This is a genomic window from Sorangium sp. So ce1504, assembly GCF_051521635.1.
In the GTDB taxonomy this organism is placed as follows: domain Bacteria; phylum Myxococcota_A; class Polyangia; order Polyangiales; family Polyangiaceae; genus Sorangium; species Sorangium cellulosum_B.
In genome coordinates this window covers 4093961-4115175 of sequence record NZ_CP150365.1, presented here as the reverse complement: position 1 = coordinate 4115175, position 21215 = coordinate 4093961, and the positions used below count along the sequence as shown (strand labels likewise).

Below are 21215 nucleotides of genomic sequence, written 5' to 3'. Positions count from 1 at the left end.
GCTCATGCTGCCGGAGCGAGGCGCACGGAAGGCCTCTCTCCCACCCGAGAGGAGAACCTCGATGCCTACCCCCACCACCGCCGAAGTGAAGCTCCCCAACATCCAGCCCCAGCGCACCGAAGCCGTGTACCTCGCAGCCGACGAGTCGCTGATGCAGTTCGTTGTCGACTACTACTACCGGCGCTACGACGAGTACTTCGAGCAGGAGGGCACGCTGCCGGAGCTCGGCGTGAGCTATCTGTACTCCATCCCGGAGTCGCCGAGGCTCAACCTGGCGCCGCTTCCGCCCCAGGTCCAGGCCGGCAGGTCCAACACGCTCTGCACGGTGGAGACGATCCGACTCGCCCTCACCTTCCCGGACCGCAAGGTGGAGTTCATCGCCAGGGCCGACATCCTGGCGACGTGCGTTGTGGCCGGTCCGCGGCTGATCATGAAGGTGGACAAGGCCGTGGCCACCACGCAGGGCCAGGTGGATCCTGTCGCGACCCAGGTGCTCGACAAAGTGGTGGTGCCGGCGCTGGTCAAGTGGCTTGAGCGCCTCCTGATCCCCGAGCTGACGCAGGGGCTCGGCGACATCCGGGCGACCTTGATCAGCGCGCAGGTGGAGGACGATCAGATCAACGGGTATGCACGGGTCTTCGGCGGGAACCAGGCCACGGCACCTGGAATGGCGATCCCGCGCACGGACCTGGAGATGGCCGAGGGGGCGGGTCGCGTGCGCCTCGTCGTCCGCGAGGACGCCATCAACGTGGCCTTCGAGGGGCTCGTCCAGGATCCCTCCTGGAAGGAGAAGGAGAAGGCCAGCTACTCGGTCTTCTCGGGCGAAGCCGAGGTGAAGGCGACCGTCTATTCCCCCAACCTCGAGATCTCCGAGGGCAAGGCCACGTGCACGCTCCGCGTCAAGGCGTACGCCAAGGTCTCGGGGAAAGTGGCCGGCATCGGCGAGTCCATCAAGCTGGAAGGAGAGTGCGTGCTCAAGCCCGTCGTGAGGTTAGAGCGCCTGGACGGAGACGCGAAGGTGGCCATCCACCTCGACGTGAAGCGCTCGGACATCGACATCAAGCTCGATGGGAGCTGGGGCCCGCTCGACTTCGCCCGCAAGTCGCTCAACAAGACCATCGACGCCCTGCTGGACGCCGTGCTGGACCAGGTGGCGCGCTTCGCCTCCAACATCCGGCTCGTCGCGTTCGACATGAACAAGCTCGCGAGATCGGCCGGCCTGGAGGTTGCCGTCGGCCTGGACGAGCTGAGCTTCAAGAAAGAGATGCTCTGCGGGCAGTTCACCCTCCGCGAGCGCCCGTGATCTGATTATTGAGGAGACGTGGTGCGCGGAGCACGGCCCAGTCCGTGTCGCTCTCCATGACGAGCGCGCATGGGCTCACGCAACCCGCTCCAGATGACTTGAAAATAGACCATGGCGTGCTCCTGGTCGAGCCGGCCAAAGGCAACGAGCGCCGCCCGGACCACGGTGAGCCCGTTCGGCCCGTTGCCGTGCGCCACCGCCGAAAGCACCGCCAGCTCGGTGTCCTTCTCCGCGTCGGCTGGGTCGGTGATCTCGGGTACGACGGCCGGACCGAGCACCAGCGGCTCGACGTTGCCGAGGCCCAGGCCGAGGTCGATGTTCTCCGCCGCCCAGTCGGCCACGCCGGCGTCCGGTGCGATCACGAGGACGAAATGGCGGCCTCCACGCTCCATGGCAGGCCGGCCCAACATGGCAGTGCGCCGCGAAGGTTACCGCCACACCAGCCGTGCGGCGCCGTCAGCGCCCGCCGCGGCCTCGCCGGGCCGCGCGATCCGCCTCTTCCTCGCCGAGCTCCTCCGACTCGGCCTCGTCCGCGTCGAGCGGCGCGATCCGCCGCCTGCGCGGCGCGTCTTCGACCGGCGCCGGCGCCGGCGGCGGCGCGCTCCCGCGGATCTCCTGCGCGATCCGCGAGAGCACCGTCGCGACCCCCTCCTCGACGGCGTGCCCGAGGTCCGCCGCGCTCTGCTCGAGGCGCTGCTTGCGCTCGAGGCGCTCGGCCCGGCGCTGCTCCTGCAGCCGCCGGTGCTGCTCTTTCCGCGCCTGCGCGGCGCTGCGCTCGAGCTCCCGGCGGATCTGCCGAGGGGACACGTCGCTGGAGAGCGCGCCGAGCGCGTGGAAGGCGAGCCCCAGGCCACACCCGAGCAGCGGCCAGAAGAACCACCACGGCCCGTCCGTGAGCGCGTTCACCGCGAAGAGGAACGCTTGCACGAGGAGGAACGAGAACAGGTGCGTGCGGAACCCCTTGCGCCGGCGCGCGAGGATGGCCTCGCGCGCCGCCTCCTCGCCCCGGACATGATCGATGTCGCGCGACGCGGCCTCGATCGCGCCCCGGGAGATGCCGATCTCCTCGGCCGCCGCGACCAGCTCGTCATGGCTCACGTCGCGCGTCTGCGCATCCCGGAGGGCGCGCTCCAGGATGGCCCGCACCTCGGCCTCGGTGTACTGCCGCCCGCTCGGCTTGCCCGGTTTCACCATCGCTCTCCTCGCGACCGCGGGGAGCATACGCTTGACCGCGTGCGGCCGCGCCGCTTCCATGAAGGCAAGGATCCCATGAGCAGCGAAACCGCCTCACAACGCGTGGGGACCACGATCCGCAACAAGTGGACGCTGGAGCGGCTGCTCGGCGCCGGCGGCATGGCCGCCGTCTACGTCGGCGTCCACCGGATCGGCCGCCGGGACGCGCTCAAGATCCTGCACCCGCAGGCCGCGAAATCGAAGGAGATCTGCGACCGGTTCGAGCGCGAGGCCCAGGCCGCGAACCGCTTCCGCCACCCTGGCGCCGTCGAGATCCGCGACATCGACGTCGCCGAGGACGGGGCGCCTTTCCTGGTGATGGAGCTCCTCGAGGGCGAGTCGCTCGCCGAGCGCGAGCGCCGCCTCGGGGGCCTCCCGCTGGCCGAGGTGCTCCGCTTCACCGCGCAGGTGCTCGACACGCTCGCCGCGGCGCACGCGCAGGGGATCATCCACCGCGACATCAAGCCGCCCAACCTGTACGTCGTCGGCGACGGCGCAGCGGACACGCCCGCGCACGGCGGCGTCCCGCGCATCAAGGTCCTCGATTTCGGGCTCGCGCGGATCCGCCAGGACTCCAGCCTCCAGGGGGAGCTCACGCGGATGGGCCTGGTGCTCGGCACGACGCCCTACATGCCGCCGGAGCAGGCGAAGGGCCGCGACATCGACACCCGCGCCGACCTCTTCGCGGTCGGCGCCACCATGTTCCGGCTGATCGCCGGCCGCCATGTCCACGAGGCGAGCACCGACTTCGACCTCCTGCTGAAGATGGGCAGGGAGCCGGCGCCGCCGCTCGCGCAGCGCGCGCCGCACGCGCCGCGCGACGTGTGCCTCGTCGTCGATCGCGCGCTCGCCTTCGACCGCGACCAGCGCTACCCCGACGCGCGCCAGATGCTGGAGGACGTGCGCGCCCTCCTGCGCAGCGAGCCGCCGCCGCGCGCGTCGCGGTTCGCGCACGCGCTCGCTCCGGACGCGATCACGCTGCGAGAGCAGCCGTCGCCCCGGGGCGCCACGGACGAGGGCGGGCCCCCCACGATCCCGGTGCACCCCGCGAGCGTGTCGATCTCCCTCGATGGCATCGCCGTCGACTGGAGCGACGAGCCGCCCGTGAGCGGCGGCTCCATCACCAAGGAGTGGGTGCGCCCCGAGGCCGCGAAGGAGGACTCGATCGCCATCGACTGGAGCGACGAGCCGCTGGACGCGGGCGCGCCCGCCTCGCGCCCGGCGCGGCGCTGACCTGGCGGTGGGCGGGTCCGCCAGCCGGGGCGAAAGCGCCGCTGCCGCCCGAGCAAGACGGGAGCCGCTCGGCTAGGATGCGCCGGCCATGCTCGGCGAAGCGAAGCGAATCTACCTGGCCACGCGGAAGAAGCACGATCAGCTCTTCAACACCTACCTGATGCGCCCGCTCGCCGGCGGCGTGGTCGCGCTCCTCGCGCGGACCGCGATCACGCCGAACCAGGTGACGCTGCTCAACCTCGCCGTGTTCGTCGTCGCGGCGGCGCTGCTCGTCGCGCTGCCCACGGCGGCGGGGGGCCTCGTCGCCATCGCCGTGCTCGAGCTGAGCTACCTGCTCGACTGCGCCGACGGGATGCTGGCGCGCCACAAGCAGCTCGCGTCGAAGGAGGGCCACCTCTTCGACTTCTTCACGGACGAGCTCAAGGCGGTGCTCCTCTCGGGCGCGCTCTCGATGCGCCTCTTCAGCGCCGGCGGCCTCGGGCTGGACGGCGGCCGCTGGCCCGGCGGAGATCCGCGCTTCCTGCTCGCCGGCGTCGTCGGGGTCGCGGTGATCGCCTCGGCGATCTCGCTGACGAACTTCGTCCGCCGCCCGGAGATCAGCGGCAAGGAGACCTCGGTCTCCGCCTATTACGAGACCGCCACGGAGGAGCGGCCCCGGTCGCCCGCCGCCCGGGCGGCGGCGCTCGTGATGACGTTCCTGCGCTTCCTGAACCACTACCCGAGCCACATCTGGGCGTTCGCGCTCGCGGACCGGCTCGACGTGTTCTTCTGGATGTATGTGCTGATCAACCTCCTCTACCTGGCGAAGGGCTGGCTCGGGCTGCTGCTCAGGTTCGGACGGTCGTAGCCCCTCTTCGTCCCCCACCGTAGGGCCATGTCCTAGGGCGAGTGCGTCAAGACGACCACCCTGCGTTCGTGTGTGCGATGACCGAACAGCATGATCCGCCCCGACGGACTGGTGGAGATCCTGGGCCCGGTTGCGGTATGAACGCACGATGGAGATCCAAGATCTGTCCGACTTCCTGCGCGCCGATCCTCGCTTCGCCACCCGTCGCAAATGGCTGATCCTGAGCGAGTTCGTGTACACGTCCACGGGTGAGAAGGTGGAAGAAGGCTTCCGCTACTTCACCTGCCCGATCGGAGCGCTCACCGCCGCCCTGGAGAGGCGGGACTTCGCCGCCATCGCGAAGCTCCCCTTCGCCCTGGACGGGGATGGCGACCCGGACACCTCCGCGGTGCGCCTGGATCTCGCCTACACCGCGTCCGGCGCGCTCGCCGCCTTCCAGCCCGTGGAGTTTCGCGACCACGCGCCCACGCCCCTGTCGGCGCCCGTGATCCTCGAGCGTGCCGAGGCCCAGGCGCTCCGCGACGTCCTGCGAGAACTCGACCAGTCCGCCTAGTACTACAGCAGAGGTTCGAAGGCAGCACCCTTGGCACGCACGCAGCCGGGTGCTGCTCCGCTGCGCGCGCCGCGCGGCCATGCTGGCAGCCGCTCCTTGCAAGCTCCCCGGAGGCTCGGTTAAAGCGCCTCGATGCGGAGATCCCTTCCCTGGCTGGCTTGCTTCACCCTCGGCCTCGGGCCCGTCGGCTGCGGCACAGAGGGCGATGACATGACCCCGGCCACACCGTCGGAGTACAAGCACCCTTTGCCGGAAGGCGAGAGCATCTGTGGGCGAGCCGACTTCGAGGAGATGTTCCCTTTCTCCCTTCGATCCTCGACCCTCCCCGTGCTCGTGCACCATTACAAGGCCGAAGAGCGCGACACCGCGCGCCAGGTCCTCGCGTTCATCGAGGAGGGCTGGGACTATCATGTGCGCCAGATCGGCATGCGCCCGCCCATCGGCGATGGCGGAGAGTGCGGGCCGGACGACGCGTTCGATGTGTTCGTGTGGAGAGGCCACCGCAGCTGCCTCGTCGACGTCCTCGGAGGCGAGCCGTCGACCTCATGGGACGACCGGCACCCGTACATGATCGTCGATCCGTGGGGGCCTTACGGCGGCTCCGCTCTCGAGGAGACCGTGGTGCACGAGATGGCGCACGCCTCGCAGGCCGCGGACGACTGGAGCGAAAGCCCCGTCATCTTCGAGATGTCGGCGACGTTCCTCGACCAGGTCCGCGCGGATCGCTATACGAGCGACGGCCTGGCCGATTTCCAGAGGCACCCGGAATGGGCGATCGACCACAACGACCATTACGAGACATGGTCCATGTACGGCGCCTCCATGGTGCTTCTCTACGTCAAAGATCGGTTCTTCGACGGCGATCCGAAGTTCGTCTCGCGCATGTGGCTCGGGGCGCGCGACGCCCCCGCCACAGGCGACGGCGCGCAGCCCAACGAGCCTGACTTCGTCGATGCGCTCGACGCGATGCTCCGAGAGGCGGCGGGCATGAGCTATGTCGAGGCCGTCCCCGAGCTCGCGCGCTGGCGCTGGTACACCGGCGATCACATCGACGATCGCCATTTCCGGCACTTCGCGGGCGGCCTTCAGAACCTCGCGGCGGCGAAGCTCTCGCTGGCAGCCCAGGTCGAGGCCAGGCCGGGCAGGATCGACGTCCGCGAGCGCGCGCCGATGTTGCTCGGCACCAGCTATATCGAGCTCTCGGCAGGAGCGGACACGCCACGATCGCTCCGGGTGTCGCTCGAGGCGCCCGACGACGCGAGGCGCCGCTTCGTCGTCCAGGCCGTCCCCGGTCTGACGCCCGACTCGGACGGCGAGATCCTGGACCTGTCGTCCGGCTCCGCGGAGATGAAGCTCGCGGCGGACGGGAAACGAACGCTCGTGGTGACCGCGCTGCCCACCGGGGCCTACGATCCCGACACGAGAGGTGAAGAGCGGTATCCGTTCACCCTGATCGTGCGCGACGGCGCGGCCGCCGTCGCCGACGTCGAGGCGCGTCGAGGGCGGCTCTCGGCGCCTGATCCGAGGTGAGGCGCCGAGAGCCCACCTCCAGCCGACTGCCGAAAACTGGCCCTCCTCCCCCTCCTGTGCACTACGGTCGGCGCGCCATGGACACGCCGCCTCGAACGCGCGCCGCAGCCACGCTCGCGGCGAGCCACCATGCGCTCGCGCTCCTCGCGCTCGCCGCGTCCCTCTCGGCCTGCGGGCGCTCCGGGAGCGCCGCCGACGCGCCCATCGAGCTCCCCGGCGCCGCCGGAAGCCAGAAGGCCCAGGGCGCCTCCGTCGCCGCCCTCGCTTCCCCCGCGGCCGTCGCCTCCCCCGCCCCGGCCGAGGATGAGCCGCCGCCCGGCCTGCCCGAGGGCCCGCCCATCGTCTCGCTCGGCGGCGTCGCCACCCCGCCGGCGCCGATCCCCGAGGGCCGCCCGCGGCTCGCCAGCACCTCGATGCTCACCCGCGTCCTTGCGCGGCCCAGCGCCGACGCGAAGCCCGTCGGCTTCCTGCGCGCCGGCGCGGTCGTGGAGATGGATCCCGAGCCCGCCGGCACGTCCGGCTGCCCCGGGGGCTTCCGCAAGGTCAAGCCGTTCGGCTACGTGTGCGTCGGCCCCGACGCGACGCTCGACCTCGACGACGAGATCGTCCGCGCCGCGGCCCGCCGCCCCGACGTCACCCACAAGCTCCCGTACATGTACGGGACCGTCACGCGCGGCGGCCCCGCCTACGCGCGCATCCCGACCGCGGACGATCTCGCGCGCTTCGAGCCGAGCCTCAAGAAGCACCTCGATCGCTGGGCCAAGGACGAGGAGAGCGGCGCCACCTACGGCCTCGACGTCTGGCTCAAATGGAGCGCCGAGCCCGCCCCGCCCGCGCTCGACGCGCTCGCGCAGCGCATCACCGATCGCGAGATCCCCTGGTACCTGCGCGACGGCGGGCGCGCCCCCAACCTCTCCGGCCTCATCAAGACCGATGACGCCGTGAAGATCGACGAGGTCTCGCGGCGCAACGGGATGGCCTTCCTCGAGTCGTTCCTCCACGAGGGCCGGCGCTACAACGTCACCACCGATCTGCGCGTCGTCCCGGCCGACAGGTTCCGCCCCATCCGCGGCTCCGAGTTCCACGGCGTCGAGATCGGCAAGGACGTCGACTTCCCGTTCGCGCTCGTGCGCCGCGCCGGGGGCAAGCGATGGCGCGTCGAGGGCAAGAAGCTCGTCGACGGCGGAGAGCTCGAGTGGCGCTCCGCCGTGCCCCTCACCGGCAAACAGCAGTTCTTCGGCGGCAAGCTGCACTACGAGACGAAGGACGGCGACTGGGTCGACGACCGCCACGCCGGCCGAATCGACCCTGCCAAGAAGATGCCTGCCTGGGGCAAGAACGGCGAGAAGTGGCTCGACGTCAACATCACGAAGCAGGTGCTCGTCGCCTACGAGGGCACGAAGCCCGTCTATGCGACGCTGATCTCGAGCGGCGAGGCGGGGCTCGATGACCACGAGTCCAGCACCGCGACCAAGCGCGGGATCTTCCGTATCCACACGAAGTTCGTCACGAGCACCATGGACTCGGACACCGTCGGTGAGGAGTTCGAGCTGCGCGACGTGCCTTACGTGCAGTACTTCGAGGAGGGGTATGCGCTGCACGGCGCGTACTGGCACGACAAGTTCGGCCGGCCCAAGAGCCACGGCTGCATCAACCTGTCTCCAGAGGACGCCCGCCGCCTGTTCTTCTGGACCGAGCCGGCCGTCCCGCCGGGATGGCACGGCGCAGCGCGCTCGCTGACCGGCACCGTGGTGTTCGTCCACCCCTGAGCCGCGCGGCGCCACGGCGCCACGACCACCACGCGCCCGGCAGCCCCTCGGCTCAGGCAGGGCAAGGGCAGCACGAACGCTCGGCGCGCTCGCACGCGAGAGGAGCGGGACAGATCGATCGGAGGTCACACGCCGTGCGACTGCCGGCTCGAACGGCGCCGGGGTCGTGGTAGCGTCCCGCCCATGCAGCTTGCCGTCGTGGGAACAGGGTATGTCGGCCTCGTCGCCGGCGCGGGGTTCGCGGATTTCGGGAATGACGTGGCGTGCGTCGACGTGTCCGCTGCCAAGATCGAGATGCTGAAGCGCGGAGAGGTGCCGATCTACGAGCCCGGCCTCGACGTGCTGATCGCAAAGAACACCCGCGACGGCAGGCTCCGGTTCTCCACCGACGTCGCCAGCGCCATCCGCGACGCCGAGATCGTCTTCATCGCCGTCGGTACGCCCCAGGCGGACGACGGCTCCGCCGACCTCTCCGCCGTCGAGGCCGTCGGCGAGACGATCGGCAAGAACCTGAACAATTTCAAAGTGATCGCCACGAAGAGCACGGTCCCCGTCGGCACGGCGGACCGGCTCCGGCAGATCATCGGCGCGAACGCCACCCAGCCGTTCGCGGTCGCGTCGAACCCGGAGTTTCTCAAGGAGGGTGACGCGGTCAACGACTTCATGAAGCCCGACCGCGTGATCATCGGCTCGGACGACCCGAAGGCGCGCGAGATCCTGCGCCACCTCTACAACCCGTTCGTGCGGGCGAGCGACCGCATCCAGCTCATGGACGCGCGCTCGGCCGAGCTCACCAAGTACGCCGCCAACGCGCTGCTCGCGTCGCGCATCTCGTTCATGAACGATCTGGCCGTGCTCGCGGAGAAGCTCGGCGCGGACATCGAGCTCGTGCGCAAGGGCGTCGGGGCCGACCCGCGCATCGGCACGAAGTTCCTGTTCGCCGGCCCGGGGTTCGGCGGGTCGTGCTTCCCCAAGGACCTCTCGGCCATCCTCTACACCGCGGGCTCCGTCGGGCACGATCTGGAGATCGTCCGGGCGACCGAGCGGATCAACGCGCGGCAGAAGCGGCTGCTCGCTAGCAAGGTGAGCGCCTACTTCGACGGCGCGCTGAAGGGGAAGACGATCGCTGTCTGGGGGCTCGCGTTCAAGCCGCAGACGGACGACATCCGCGAGGCGCCGGCGCTCACGCTCATCGACGCGCTGCTCGAGGCGGGCGCGACGGTCCAGGCGCACGACCCGCAGGCGATGCCGAACGTGCGCGCCATCTACGGGAGCCGCATCCTCCTGAGCGACGGCATGTACGGCGCGGCCGAGGGCGCGGACGCGCTGGTCGTCGTCACCGAGTGGCACGAGTACCGGCGCCCGGACTTCCACCGGCTGAAGCGCATCCTGAGCTCCCCGACGCTCTTCGACGGGCGCAACATCTGGGAGCCGGACGAGCTCCGCGGCATGGGGTTCGTCTACACGGGCATCGGCAGGAAGTAGCGCCCGACGCCGGTAGCGCGGCGCGGCACGCCACCGGCGCCGCGCCCCTCAGGCGTCGTCGTGGTCTGGCGGCGGCACCTGGCGGCGGGTGCTGGGCGCTTCCTCGCCGACGTACCGCGGCGAGCTCGCCGGCGCGTGGATGCGGTTGCCCGGCAGCTCCTCGCCGAGGTGCCGCGTCCCGTTCGCGGGCGTGTGCCGCCGGCTGCTCGGCGGCTCCTCGCCGAGGTGGCGCGCGGCCATCGGCGTCGGCATCGACATCCGCCGGCTGCTCGGCGGCTCCTCGCCGGTGTGCCGGTCCCAGCGCCGCTCGAGCATCTTCCGATCGACGCCGATGAGCCGCGCCGCGGCCGCCTTGTTGCCGCCGCAGCTCTCGATCGCGTGGTGCAGGACGGCGCGCTCGATCACCCGGAGCTTCGATCCCAGCCGCTCGGGCAGCGCGAGCAGGGCGCGCGCCAGCCGGTCGATCTCCGCGGTGGCGTCCACGACCGGCCGTTCGCGCGCGAGCTCCTCGAGCGTGGGGACGTCGATGAGATCGTCGTCCGCGAGCAGCCCCAGCCGCTCGACGACGTTCCGGAGCTCACGCACGTTGCCGGGCCAGGGCCGCCGGACCAGCCATGCGATCGCGTCGTCGGTGTAACGCAGCTTGCGCGGGAGCTCCGCGCTGAACGCGAGCAGGAGCTCGATGAGATCGGCGTCGCGCTCGGCCAGCGACGGGACGTGCACCGTGACGACGTTGAGCCGGTAGAAAAGGTCCTCCCGGAAGCGCCCCTCGCTGATGCGCTTCTCCAGGTCGACGTGGGTCGCGGCGAGGACGCGGGCGCGCAGCGGGATCTCCGACTCGGCGCCGAGGGGGCGGAAGCGGCGATCCTCGACGACGCGGAGGAGCTTCGCCTGGAGCTCGCCGGGCATCTCGGCGATCTCGTCGAGCAGGATGGTGCCCGCGCCCGCGAGCTCGAGCTGGCCGCGCATGCGCTTCTCGGCGCCGGTGAAGGCGCCGCGCTCGTGCCCGAAGATGAGCGACTCGATGAGCGTCCCCGGCAGCGCCGAGCAGTTGACCGCGACGAACGGCTCGCCGCGGCGCGAGCTCATCTCATGCAGCGCGCGGGCGACCATCTCCTTGCCGCTGCCGGTCTCGCCGCGGATGAGCACCGTCTTGCTCGACTCGGCGACCCGCTCGATGATCCGGCGGACGCGCTCCATCCCCGCGGACGAGCCGAGGAGCGCCTTCGTGCCGAACGTGCGGTCGACCCGCTCGCGGAGCCGCACCACCTCGCCCTTCAGGAGCAGCCGCTCGCGCTGCCCCTCGATGATCGGCAGGAGCATCTCCGGGCAGAGCTCATCCTTCAGCACGTAGTCCTGCGCGCCGAGCCGCATGGCCTCCCGGATCTCGGAGAGCTCGCTGACCGACGTGACCATCAGCGCCGGCGTGCTCCGCCCCGAGGCCCGCACCCGCCGCAGGATCTCCAGGCCGCCGCGGTCGCGCGGATCGTCCGACAGGCGCACGTCGAGGAGCAGGAGGTCCGGCGCGCTCCGCTCCACGACCGCCATCGCGTCGTCCAGGCCGACCGCCTCGAGCACCTCGACCTCGTCGAGCGCGGCCAGGATCTGCCGCAGCGTGCGGCGGCCGCTCCGCTGATCATCGACGATCAGGATCTTCACGCGACCTCGTCCTCCGCGGTCATGGAGACGTCGGCGGCGGGGATCGAGATCACGAACCGCGTCGTGCCGTCGCGCCGCTCGGGCTCGATCAACCACCCGTGGGCCCGGACGATGCGGTGCGTGATGGCGAGCCCGAGCCCGGTCCCGCGGGGCTTCGTCGTGTACCAGGGCGCGAAGAGGCGCGACGCGTCCCCCGAGATGCCGGGCCCCGTGTCCCACACGACGAGCTCGGCGCCGCTCTCGGTGGTCTCCCAGACGACCCCGATCGTCCCCTTGTCGCCGGCCGCGTCGAGGCCGTTCGAGAGGAGGTTGACGAGCACCTGCGTGGCCTGATCGGGATCGCAGCGGAGCCTCGATCCAGCGCTCACGCGCGCCTCGATCCGCCGCTTGCCGAGCTGATCGCGCAGGAGCATCTCCGCCCGGCTGACCAGCTCCTCGACCGCGAGGCGGCGGCGCTCGAGCTTCCTGTGCGTCACCCGGCGCAGCCCCATCACGAGGCGCTCGAGGCGCTCGACCTCCTCGCAGCCGATGTCGACCTCCTCGGCGTCCAGGCTCTGGTTCTTCGATCCGCGCTTGAACACGGAGCGGAAGAAGTTGATCGGGTAGCGCACCTCGTGGGTGATCTCGGCCGCGAGCGTCTCGATGAGCGCCGCGCGCTCGTCGCGCCACGCGGCGGCCTGCTCCCGCCGCCGCCGCTCCAGCTCCGCGTAGCTGTGGGCGTGCGCCATGGCGAGCGCGGCCTGGTTGCCGATCGTGCGGAGCAGATCGAGATCTTCGCTGGTGAACAGGGCGCCGCCGCGCTTCTTGCCCACCTCGAGGACGCCGAGCAGCCGGCCGCGGAACATGACGGTCAGCGAGAGCTCGCTCGCGCTCGCGCTCGCCTTGGAGGGCTCGACCTCGATGACCCGCTCGCCGCTCGACTCGTCCGCCCTCGGCGCCGGCTCGCCGGGCGCGGCGCCGGCGCTGCCCGCGCCCGCGCCGTCGGCCGCGTCGACCGCGATGCGACGGAAGGTGACGCGCTCGCAGGAGAGCCAGCGCGCCACCGTGCGCTCGACCGCGAAGGCGACCTCGTCGGGATCGGCGACGAGCGTCAGCTCCTCGCTGAGCTGCTCGACGGTGGGCTTGTACTCCGCGCGCGCCGGGAAGAGCTTCCGATCGCCGGCGCCGAGCGCGGACACGACGAGCGCCGCGCTGACGACGGCGGCCGGCGCCGCGACCTTGATCGCGCCGAGCAGCGGGAGGCCGGCGTACCCCGCGCACGCGGAGCAGAGGATCACCGTGAGCGCGACCATCATGCAGGCGATGATGACGCGCGTGAGCGGGCGCGACAGGAGCGCGCGGCTCCCCCAGAGGTCGTAGCGGATGAACGCGACGACGCTCGAGACGGGCGTGAGGGCGAGCGCGGGGATCGCGAACCACGCGAGCGTCGACGCCGGGGCGCCGAGCATGGCGAGCATGAAGCCGAGGGCGATCACCACGTGCGGCGGCGCCATCGCGAGGAGCAGCGCGCGCAGCGTGCGGCGGCGATCGCCCTCCGCCGCGGCGAAGCGGAGGATCAGCGTGGTCGCGAAGAAGAAGAACGACGCCACGAACAGGATCGCGCAGACGCTCCGGAGCGCGACGGTGGTCCAGCCCATGGCGTGCGAGGCGAGCAGCGCGGCGGCGAGCAGGCCACCGAGCCCGTGCGCGATCCGCGCGAAGACGGGGTAGCGCGCGATGAGCGGGACGTCGTCCGGCAGCCGCAGCGCCAGCGTGAAGAAGCTCATCGGGACGAGCGCGTAGGCGACGTGGAAGAACGGGACGAGGTGGCGCGAGCTGTGGTAGTCGAACAGCGCGAACTGGAAGAGCGCGGCGAACAGCGCGGCGCTCGCGAAGGCGCGGGCGAGCTTGCCGTGGGGGCTCGCGCTGAGGGCGATGAGCGCGGCGCCCACGTAGAGCGAGGCGACGACCATCAGCCCGCCGGCGTAGAACCACCAGGCGAGCGCGTCGAAGGGGACGAGGGAGAGCTCGACGTCGCGCAGCCCCTCCGCCGTCTCGACGCGGGCGTGCACCGAGCGGTGCCCCTCGCGCGCCGCCCGCTCGACCGCGGCGTCCCAGGCGCTCGCGCGGTAGCGCCCCGCGGTGCTCTCGAGGCGCCAGCCGTCGACCTCGACGACGCGATCCGGGTACCGGAGGCCCTTCTGGAAGCCCTCCCAGGACGGCAGGCCCACGCTCGAGACCACGCCGTCCGGATCGACGAGCACGCCAGGGAACGGGCGCTCGTACCAGCTCAGAGCGCTCCTCATCCCCGAGCCGCCCAGCACGAGCGCCGCGAGGACGACCACCGCGAGGAGCCAACGGCGATTCTCGATAGCTGGCATCGGGAGAGCCGACGGCGCGCAAATTGCGCCGCCAGCCGTTCACGATACGCTGGAACTCCGGGTGAACCAACGGGGCTCGCGCGCCGGACGGGGCGCAACGCGCCCGTCACCCGCGATCCCGGCGCCCCAGCGGCGCTACTACGCAATTATCATTACGTTTTCCCGTCGAGATGAGAGCGGGATCACCCCGCGGCGGGACGGCAGCGCGCTCAGGCGGCGCCCTCGTGCGCGTCGCCGTCCGTGGCATCCGCGAACACGACGTCCGCCAGCGCTCCGAAGCGCGACTCGACGTAGGCGACGGCGGCGGCGTCGGTCGCCGATCGCTCGAGCCGGTCGAGCAGGGCGGTGATTTCGTCGCGCACGCGCGGCGAGGGCGGCGGCGCCGCGCGGCTCGCGGCGAGGGCGCGGACGACGAGCGAGAGCTGCCGCAGCACGGCGCCCGCGCCGTGGGCGCGCCGGCGCCGCGGGTCGCCCGCGGTGAGGCGGGCGTGGCGCACGAGCGCGCAGACGCCGTGGCAGAGGCTCGGGTCGGCGAGCAGCGCCCGGACCGCCCAGCGCGCGAGGCGGCGCGAGTACAGGCGGCGGACGAGCGGCCCCTCGGCGCGGGCGTCGTGCCAGATGCGCGCGGCGCCGTCCTCGCCGACGGACACCAGCGCGAGCGCGATCGGATCTCCGGCGGCGAGGCAGGCTCGACCGGCGTCGATGCGGCCGTAGCCGTGCTTGGCGTTGTGGCCGTCGCGATCGCGCCCGTCGGGGAGCACGTCCCACGGGTCGGCGATCGGCTCGGCCGACGCGGGCGCCGCGGGAGGCACCGGGGCGAGCGTGCGCATCACGAGGGCGTCGAGCTCGGGCAGGCGGAGCGACGGGTTCTGCGACAGGACGAGGAGCAGCGAGCCCGCGGCGAGGGCCGAGGCCCCGCTCGACTCGGCATGGCAGAGCCGCTCGAGCGCGGGGGTCGCGCTGGACGCGGACGGCAGCGGGCAGCTGATGTCGTCCCCTGGCGCGAGCCACCGCACCGCCGGGCCGCGGTTGGCGAAGGGGCGGCTGCGCCCCCGCCGGTCCCGCCAGAGGAACCACCCGTCGCCGCGGGCGCCCGGGCCGACGCAGAACACGCGCGGGTCGCTCGCGGGCTCGCCGAACCCGAGCGAGAAGCTCGCGTGCAGCGACTCGGGAGGGCTCGAGGCCTCACGGCCCGTGGGGAACACGACAGGGCAGCCCCGGCCGCGGCGCCCGAGGCGGGCGGCGAACTCGAGCGCGTCGTCGAGCATGGGCGTCGTCGAGCCCTCGACGTACGCGGCGCACACAACGACGTCGGCGCCGTCGCTGACCGCCCGGACGATCGCGACCGGCAGGGCGAGGATGCACGATCCAGGCTTCGGGATCAGGTAGAGCCGGGGCGACGCGTCCGGCGCGACGCCGCGGAACCCGCCGGGGCGACGGCCCCCCACGGCCCACGCGACCATGAACGCGCCGTGCGCCTGGCTGCGCGGCGGCTGCTCCATCATGACGAGCACCTCGCGCTCGAGGCCGAGCTCGTCGGCCGTCCACGCGTCGTCGTCGATGACCCCGAGGCGCGTCCCGGCGCCGCCCCCGCAGCGGCGGCGATCGACCCCGATCCCGCCGCCCTCGTCGCGCAGGAACCAGCGGCCGGGGGTGACGGGCTCGTCCTCGACCGACGCGCGGCGCGCGGTCCACCCCTCCGGCCGCGCCGCGGCGCCGGCGGCCGCGTCGAAGCGCGGGGCGACGGCGGCGCTCGGGCGCCGGGCCGACGCGACGTAGCGCACCGGCAGCGCCGCGGCCGAGAGCGCCGCGGCGACGTCGGCGCGCCGCCCGGGGTCGGGGGACCGGGCGCGGAGCCAGAAGATGGGCGTCCGTTCGATGACGCGCTCGACCGCGACGCCAGACCAGCGCGCCCCGAGCGCCGCGGCGACCGCGTCGGGCGCGACGGGGCACCGCGAGGCGACGACGACGTCGAGGGGACCATCGTCGTCGTCGCCGGCGGCGGTGGGGACCGGGGCATAGCCGAAGTCCCACGGCGGGCGCCGCGGGCGCGCCCTGGGCGTGGCGGACGACGCCGGGGGCGGCGCGCTCTTGCGACCGGGCGCCGGACGCGCGCGCGCGGACCCCTCCTCCGGAGAGCCCGCCCCCCCTCGCGCGGCCGCGCCGCGGCCGCGGCTCATGCCAGCACGGCCTTGGCCCAGGCGTTGAGCGCGTGGGCGCGGTTGGCGAAGCCGGGGCTCTCGGCCTCGCACCGCGCGAGCTCCTGGGCTTGCCCCTCCCTCCCCTCCGCCCAGGCCGCGACGCGGCGAGCGCCGAGCACCGCGGCGCGCCGCCGCGCGGCGCGGAAGCACCGGCGCTCGCCGTCGAGCATCGCCGCGAGGACGCCGGACTCGAGGACCATCCGGCGGACGGGGAGCAAGGACGAGGGCGCGTCGGGGGTCGGCGGCTCGCTCTGCGCCTTCGGCGTCACCGCGATCCCCCAGGGCGGCGTGCCGAGCGGTCCGTACGCGACCGCGCCGCGGTGGCGCGGCTCCGAGGCGCGCTCCCGATCGCGCTCCTCGGCCCGGGGCTCTCCGTGCGCGCGCGATCGGAGCTCCGAGGCCAGGACGACGGCCCAGGCGCCGCCGCGCTGGTAGTCGTCCTGCCAGTCCATGACATCGTCGTGGAGCTGCAGCCCGAGCCACACCGACGACAGCAGCCGCGCGAGCACCTCGCGCCGCTCGGCCGTCCAGCCGGCGGCGTGCGCGAGGGCGATCGACGCCGGGAAGCCGACGCTCTGCTTGCCGAGGGAGAGCGCGTAATAGCGGCTGAAGCCGGCGGGCCCGCCGCTCGCGAGGAGGCTGCGCTCGGTCTCGATGGCGAACAGCGTCGCGTCGTCCGCGCGCGCGAAATCGATGGCCGGGTCGTCGACCCCTGGCGCGACGCGGCGGAGCGCCTCGTCGCGCGCCCGCCGAGCGTGCGCCAGGATGGCCTCGAGCTGCCAGGTCGGGCGGACCTGCTTGTCCTTGATGCGATCGGTGCCGAACGCCTCGATGACGGCGAGCAGGTGCGCGAGGAGCGCGTCCTGCACCGTGGCCCCGCGGACGCCCGGCATGGCCTCCGCGAGCAGCGCGGGCGCGGCCAGCGTGATCTCGTTGCTGAACACGGCGCTCCAGGGCACGTCGCGCGACGGCGACAGGCCGAGCGTGTAGGCCAGCCCCTGCGCGTCGGCGTGCAGCATCCCGGGGAGGGTCCGCCAGAACGCCTTGTAGAGCTCGTCCACCCAGAGGGCGTCATCCATGCGCGGGCACCTCCCTCGCCCGGCGCGGCGCGCCGGGCTCGGCGCTCGCGGTGCGCGGCGCGCTCCGGGCGCCGGTAGATGGCACCGGGGCAGAGCCGCGCCGGTGAGACGTACGCCGATGGCGGTGCAACCCCGCCTGTCGCCTGCGCCGCGGCATCAATAGACGTTCGACTCCTTCCAGGGCGACAGGCACACGTTGAAGCGCTCCTCGACCACGATCGCGCGCCACTGGAGCACCTGGGAGGCGCTCAGCCCATCGAAGAAGCCGCCGATCCAGGAGCGGATGCGGCCGTTGAGCTGCGCGCGGATCCTGGCCGCGTCCACCGGCTCCTCATCTGCCTCGGGCGCGACGACGTAGAGGGCGAGCAGCTGCTTGAACTCATCGAAGTGCTCCTGGTTTCGGAGCAGGGAGATGTAGAGCGCGCGCAGCTGTGCGTGCGGGTCGATCGAATTCACCGTTTGCATGGGCCTCCGCCGCCGGTCCACCGCCGGCGTCGAACGGCACATTGCACGTCACGGGCCGCCGCGGGCCAGCGTGTAAGCCATTGAAATTACTCGATCGCCAGCGGCGGCCGGAGCGGGGCGATACCCGAAACCGACCATCATCTGCCCGAATCCGACCGCTCCGCTCGACGCGATGTCGCCTTTCCACGGAGGTGGACATAGACATGTCCAGTGCTGCTCGTGCCCGACTCGACACCAGCCGGGATCGCAAAGGACGCACCGGCACAGGCCGTTCATTTCATACGCAGCCGAATCGAGCAGTGGAGCTGGATCACTTCCCGCCGCCGAAGCTCGGGCTGCCCCCCCCGCTCGGAATGAAGATGACGCCGCCGCCGCCCCCACCGCAGTCGCTGAGCGCGATGAGAATGAGGAGGACGACGATCAGGACGACGACGATGACGACGATCCGGCCGGCTCCGGCGCCCGTCCCGTCGCCGAACGAGGGGCTCGGCGGGGGTGGCAGGTGGAAGGCGGCGGCGAGCTCCTTCCCTGGAAGCGGTGAGCAGAACGACACGCTCACCTCGGTCGGGGCCTGCTCGATGCTGACCTTGCCGCCCTCGCCCTGGTACTCCGTGGCCTGCACGGCCTCGCCGATCTCGACCTTCCAGTAGAACTCGCCGATGACGTATTCCACCTCGGCGTGGACGCTCTGCTTGAGCGCATACGTCCGCCCTTGATAGCTCGCCGTCGAGCCCATCGGCTGGACCTCGCCGGGCGAGAGAGGCGTCACGAGCTGCCACGCCCCGTCCTCTTCCATGAGCCACAGGTAGCCAATGCTCGGTCCGCCGTAGAGCAGGTACTCGCGCCAGCGGTAACGCTCGCCCTCCACGGTGCAGCCGCGGATGACGAAGCCGATGCAGAGCACGCGCATGCCGCGGAGCTGGCCCTCGGCGCCGAGCGGGACGTACGGCTCCATGGGCGGCCTGGGGACCTGGCCGAGCGCGACGAGCGCGCCCTTCGTGAGGTCGCTCGCAGTACCGCAGTACCGGCAGACGATGCGCTCCGTGGTGCCGGGCGCGGCGAGCGGCAGGTTGCCGCCGCAGCTCGGGCACACGACGGCCGACACCTGCGCCGTGGGCTGGTCCACAGGGGCCCCGGTGTCGAGCTTCATGATGGCCGGGTCGATCTGCCGGCCCAGGTAGAGCTTCGGCGGGATCGTCCGCCCGTCGCCGTAGTCGAGCGTCCCGAACTCGCCCCTCGGCCCCGCGATGTCGACGAAGCCCGTCACCACGCCCGGCGCGGCGACGTGGGGCATCTCTCCTTCGGCCGAGATCACGCGCCGGCGGCCGACCTCGACGACGGTGAACATGCCGTGCCCCTCGAGGTGGACACGGCCGCCCGGCTGGAGGGAGCTCCACTGCGGCAGCCCGTTCAGCGGGAGCGGCGCCTCGGTGGTGGCGTACCAGCGCCCCTGGGCGAACGCGACCCACGTCCAGCGGCCGCTGGCCGGGAACGCGATGAAGATCTCCTGCCAGGGCGCGCCCGGCGCGCTGGCCCGATCGAGCTGGACGCGGCCGTCGACCACGAACGGCTCGTTGCCCCAGCGCCCGGTGACGCCGAGCTGGAGGGGCGTGGGAATCTCGACCAAGTCGGCGACGCGCCCGACGGCGCGGAGGTCCCGATCGGTGCGCGCGACGACGAACTTGCAGTGCTTGCACACCTGCGCCGTCGCGCCCGCGAAGCGAAACGTGATCGGCGCGCCGCAGGAGGGGCACGCGGCTGCTCGGTCGAAGGGCGTGCTCACGCGAGCACCATACTAGAAGCCTCGACGACGAAAGAGGAAGCGTTTCAGGTGCGCCGGCGAGCCCGAACAGGCTGTGGTCCAGCGCGAGCGGTGCTAGGACCGCGCCGATGCCGGCCACCGAGGAGAGCCCTGCGGGAGCTCGGGGCGCCCCTCCCGGGGACGCCCCGGCGCCCTTCCCCGCGGCGCAGCCGCTGCCCCGGCTCGTGCACCCGGCGCTCCTCGCGAGCGTGTTCGTCATCGCCACGTCGGGGCTCGTCTACGAGCTCATCACCGGCACGCTCGCGAGCTACGTCCTCGGCGACTCGGTGACGCAGTTCAGCTTCGTCATCGGCCTCTACCTGTTCGCGATGGGGATCGGCTCGTACCTCTCCCAGTACATCGAGAGCCGGCTCCTCGAGCGCTTCGTCGAGATCGAGCTCGGCCTCGCGCTCGTCGGGGGGCTCTCCGCGCCGATGCTCTTCCGGGTCTACACCGCGCTCGGGTCGTTCCGCGCGCTGCTCTACTCGCTCGTGCTGCTCATCGGGATGCTCGTGGGGCTAGAGATCCCGCTGCTCATCCGGCTGCTCAACTTCTCGCTGGATCTCAAGCGGCTCGTCGCGCGCGTGCTCACGCTCGACTACATCGGCGCGCTGGCCGCGAGCCTGCTCTTCCCCTCGCTCCTCCTGCCGCGCCTCGGGATCCACCAGACGAGCCTGTTCTTCGGCGTGCTCAACGCGGCCGTCGCGCTGACGAGCACGTTCCTGTTCCCGCTCGATCGCGCCGTCGTCGTCCGGCTGCGGGCGCTCTGCCTGATCGTGATCGCCGGGCTCGGGGTCGCCTTCGCGCTCGTCTCGCGGTTCGTCGAGCGCTCGGAGGCGCTCTATTTCGGGGCGCCCATCGTCTACACGGCGCAGTCTCCGTACCAGCGCCTCGTCATCACGAGGAGCCCGCGCACGACGCGCCTCTTCCTCAACGGCAACCTCCAGTTCTCGTCGGACGACGAGCATCGGTACCACGAGGTGCTCGTGCACCCGGCCGTCGCCGCGCTGGGGCGCGAGCCGCGGCGCGCGCTGATCCTCGGCGGCGGCGACGGGCTCGCCGCGCGCGAGCTGCTCCGTTACCCGTCGGTCGAGCAGATCCTGCTCGTCGACCTCGACGGCGCGGTCACCGGCGCCTTCCGCGATCTGCCGCTCGCCGCGGACCTGAACCAGGGCTCGCTGCGCGACCCGCGCGTGGCCGTCCGCAACGAGGATGCGTTCAAGTACCTCGAGGAGTCGACCGAGTCGTTCGATCTCGCGATCGTCGACTTCCCCGATCCCGGCAACTACGCCGTCGGCAAGCTGTACACCGACGCCTTCTATCACCTGCTCCGGCAGCGGCTCTCCATGCGCGGGCTCGCCGTCGTCCAGGCGACGTCGCCCCACTACGCGCGCGAGTCGTTCTGGTGCGTCGTGACGACGCTCGAGGCGGCCGGCTTCAAGACCGCGCCGCTCCACGTCTACGTGCCGAGCTTCGGCGAGTGGGGCTTCATCCTGGCGGGCGGCGAGGGGCTCGCCGCGCCCGGCGCCCTCCGGATCGATCCGTCGAGGCTCCGCTACCTCGACTCGAGCGGCCTGCCGGAGCTCTTCCGGTTCCCCCGCGATCTGGGCCGCGTCGAGGCGCCGATCAACCGGCTGAACGACCAGAAGCTCGTCTCCGTGTACACGCGCGAGTGGGCCGAGTGGACCCGGTGATCC

16 protein-coding genes are annotated in these 21215 nt (G+C 72.1%); 8 read left to right on the top strand and 8 right to left on the bottom strand.

Annotation, left to right across the window (positions count from 1 at the left end; genetic code table 11):
- The first annotated feature begins 61 nt into the window (after positions 1 to 61).
- Positions 62 to 1303, top strand: coding sequence for a hypothetical protein (locus WMF39_RS15605; RefSeq protein ID WP_437746298.1), 1242 nt, complete (start codon positions 62 to 64; stop codon positions 1301 to 1303).
- Between the two features lie 5 nt (positions 1304 to 1308).
- Here the strand turns inward: WMF39_RS15605 and WMF39_RS15600 are convergent, their stop codons facing one another.
- Together WMF39_RS15600 and WMF39_RS15595 are read right to left on the bottom strand one after the other, a co-directional pair.
- Positions 1309 to 1665 (bottom strand): hypothetical protein, encoded by a 357-nt coding sequence (locus tag WMF39_RS15600; RefSeq protein WP_437746297.1) that lies wholly within the window; start codon positions 1663 to 1665, stop codon positions 1309 to 1311.
- Between the two features lie 94 nt (positions 1666 to 1759).
- A complete protein-coding gene (locus WMF39_RS15595) occupies positions 1760 to 2497 on the bottom strand; it encodes a 2TM domain-containing protein (RefSeq protein ID WP_437746296.1) in 738 nt (245 codons plus the stop codon).
- 75 nt (positions 2498 to 2572) lie between these two features.
- Here WMF39_RS15595 and WMF39_RS15590 point away from each other — a divergent pair, with 75 nt between their 5' ends.
- The 6 genes from WMF39_RS15590 (at position 2573) to WMF39_RS15565 (ending at position 9953) form a co-directional block, all read left to right on the top strand.
- Positions 2573 to 3769 carry a serine/threonine-protein kinase gene (locus WMF39_RS15590; protein WP_437746295.1) on the top strand — a complete coding sequence of 399 codons (1197 nt, stop codon included), beginning with the start codon at positions 2573 to 2575 and terminating at the stop codon, positions 3767 to 3769.
- Between the two features lie 88 nt (positions 3770 to 3857).
- On the top strand, positions 3858 to 4616 hold the full coding sequence (locus WMF39_RS15585) for a CDP-alcohol phosphatidyltransferase family protein (RefSeq protein WP_437746294.1): 759 nt from the start codon (positions 3858 to 3860) through the stop codon (positions 4614 to 4616).
- Positions 4617 to 4764: 148 nt separating this feature from the next.
- The gene (locus tag WMF39_RS15580) at positions 4765 to 5169 is read left to right on the top strand and encodes a hypothetical protein (RefSeq protein ID WP_437746293.1); all 405 of its coding nucleotides are present in this window, start codon (positions 4765 to 4767) and stop codon (positions 5167 to 5169) included.
- A 132-nt stretch (positions 5170 to 5301) separates the two neighbouring features.
- Positions 5302 to 6699 carry a hypothetical protein gene (locus WMF39_RS15575; protein ID WP_437746292.1) on the top strand — a complete coding sequence of 466 codons (1398 nt, stop codon included), beginning with the start codon at positions 5302 to 5304 and terminating at the stop codon, positions 6697 to 6699.
- A gap of 77 nt (positions 6700 to 6776) precedes the next feature.
- Positions 6777 to 8468, top strand: coding sequence for a L,D-transpeptidase (locus WMF39_RS15570; RefSeq protein WP_437746291.1), 1692 nt, complete (start codon positions 6777 to 6779; stop codon positions 8466 to 8468).
- Between the two features lie 183 nt (positions 8469 to 8651).
- Positions 8652 to 9953 carry a UDP-glucose dehydrogenase family protein gene (locus tag WMF39_RS15565; protein WP_437746290.1) on the top strand — a complete coding sequence of 434 codons (1302 nt, stop codon included), beginning with the start codon at positions 8652 to 8654 and terminating at the stop codon, positions 9951 to 9953.
- Between the two features lie 48 nt (positions 9954 to 10001).
- On the opposite strand, the gene WMF39_RS15560 is transcribed toward WMF39_RS15565, so the two are convergent.
- The 6 genes from WMF39_RS15560 to WMF39_RS15535 all read right to left on the bottom strand — a co-directional run bounded on the left by WMF39_RS15560 (position 10002) and on the right by WMF39_RS15535 (position 19500).
- The gene (locus tag WMF39_RS15560; protein ID WP_437746289.1) at positions 10002 to 11612 is read right to left on the bottom strand and encodes a sigma-54-dependent transcriptional regulator; all 1611 of its coding nucleotides are present in this window, start codon (positions 11610 to 11612) and stop codon (positions 10002 to 10004) included.
- Positions 11609 to 13972: an ATP-binding protein gene (locus WMF39_RS15555; protein WP_437746288.1), complete on the bottom strand. Its 2364-nt coding sequence runs from the start codon at positions 13970 to 13972 to the stop codon at positions 11609 to 11611. The genes WMF39_RS15560 and WMF39_RS15555 overlap by 4 nt, the downstream gene beginning before the upstream one ends.
- A gap of 209 nt (positions 13973 to 14181) precedes the next feature.
- The gene (locus WMF39_RS15550; protein ID WP_437746287.1) at positions 14182 to 16152 is read right to left on the bottom strand and encodes a S8/S53 family peptidase; all 1971 of its coding nucleotides are present in this window, start codon (positions 16150 to 16152) and stop codon (positions 14182 to 14184) included.
- Positions 16149 to 17252: a hypothetical protein gene (locus tag WMF39_RS15545; protein ID WP_437746286.1), complete on the bottom strand. Its 1104-nt coding sequence runs from the start codon at positions 17250 to 17252 to the stop codon at positions 16149 to 16151. The genes WMF39_RS15550 and WMF39_RS15545 overlap by 4 nt, the downstream gene beginning before the upstream one ends.
- A gap of 156 nt (positions 17253 to 17408) precedes the next feature.
- Positions 17409 to 17717 (bottom strand): hypothetical protein, encoded by a 309-nt coding sequence (locus WMF39_RS15540; RefSeq protein ID WP_157906673.1) that lies wholly within the window; start codon positions 17715 to 17717, stop codon positions 17409 to 17411.
- Positions 17718 to 18027: 310 nt separating this feature from the next.
- Positions 18028 to 19500 (bottom strand): DUF4178 domain-containing protein, encoded by a 1473-nt coding sequence (locus WMF39_RS15535; RefSeq protein ID WP_437746285.1) that lies wholly within the window; start codon positions 19498 to 19500, stop codon positions 18028 to 18030.
- Positions 19501 to 19607: 107 nt separating this feature from the next.
- On the opposite strand from WMF39_RS15535, the gene WMF39_RS15530 reads away from it, so the two are divergent.
- Positions 19608 to 21212: a polyamine aminopropyltransferase gene (locus WMF39_RS15530; RefSeq protein ID WP_437746284.1), complete on the top strand. Its 1605-nt coding sequence runs from the start codon at positions 19608 to 19610 to the stop codon at positions 21210 to 21212.
- Positions 21213 to 21215: the final 3 nt, after the last annotated feature.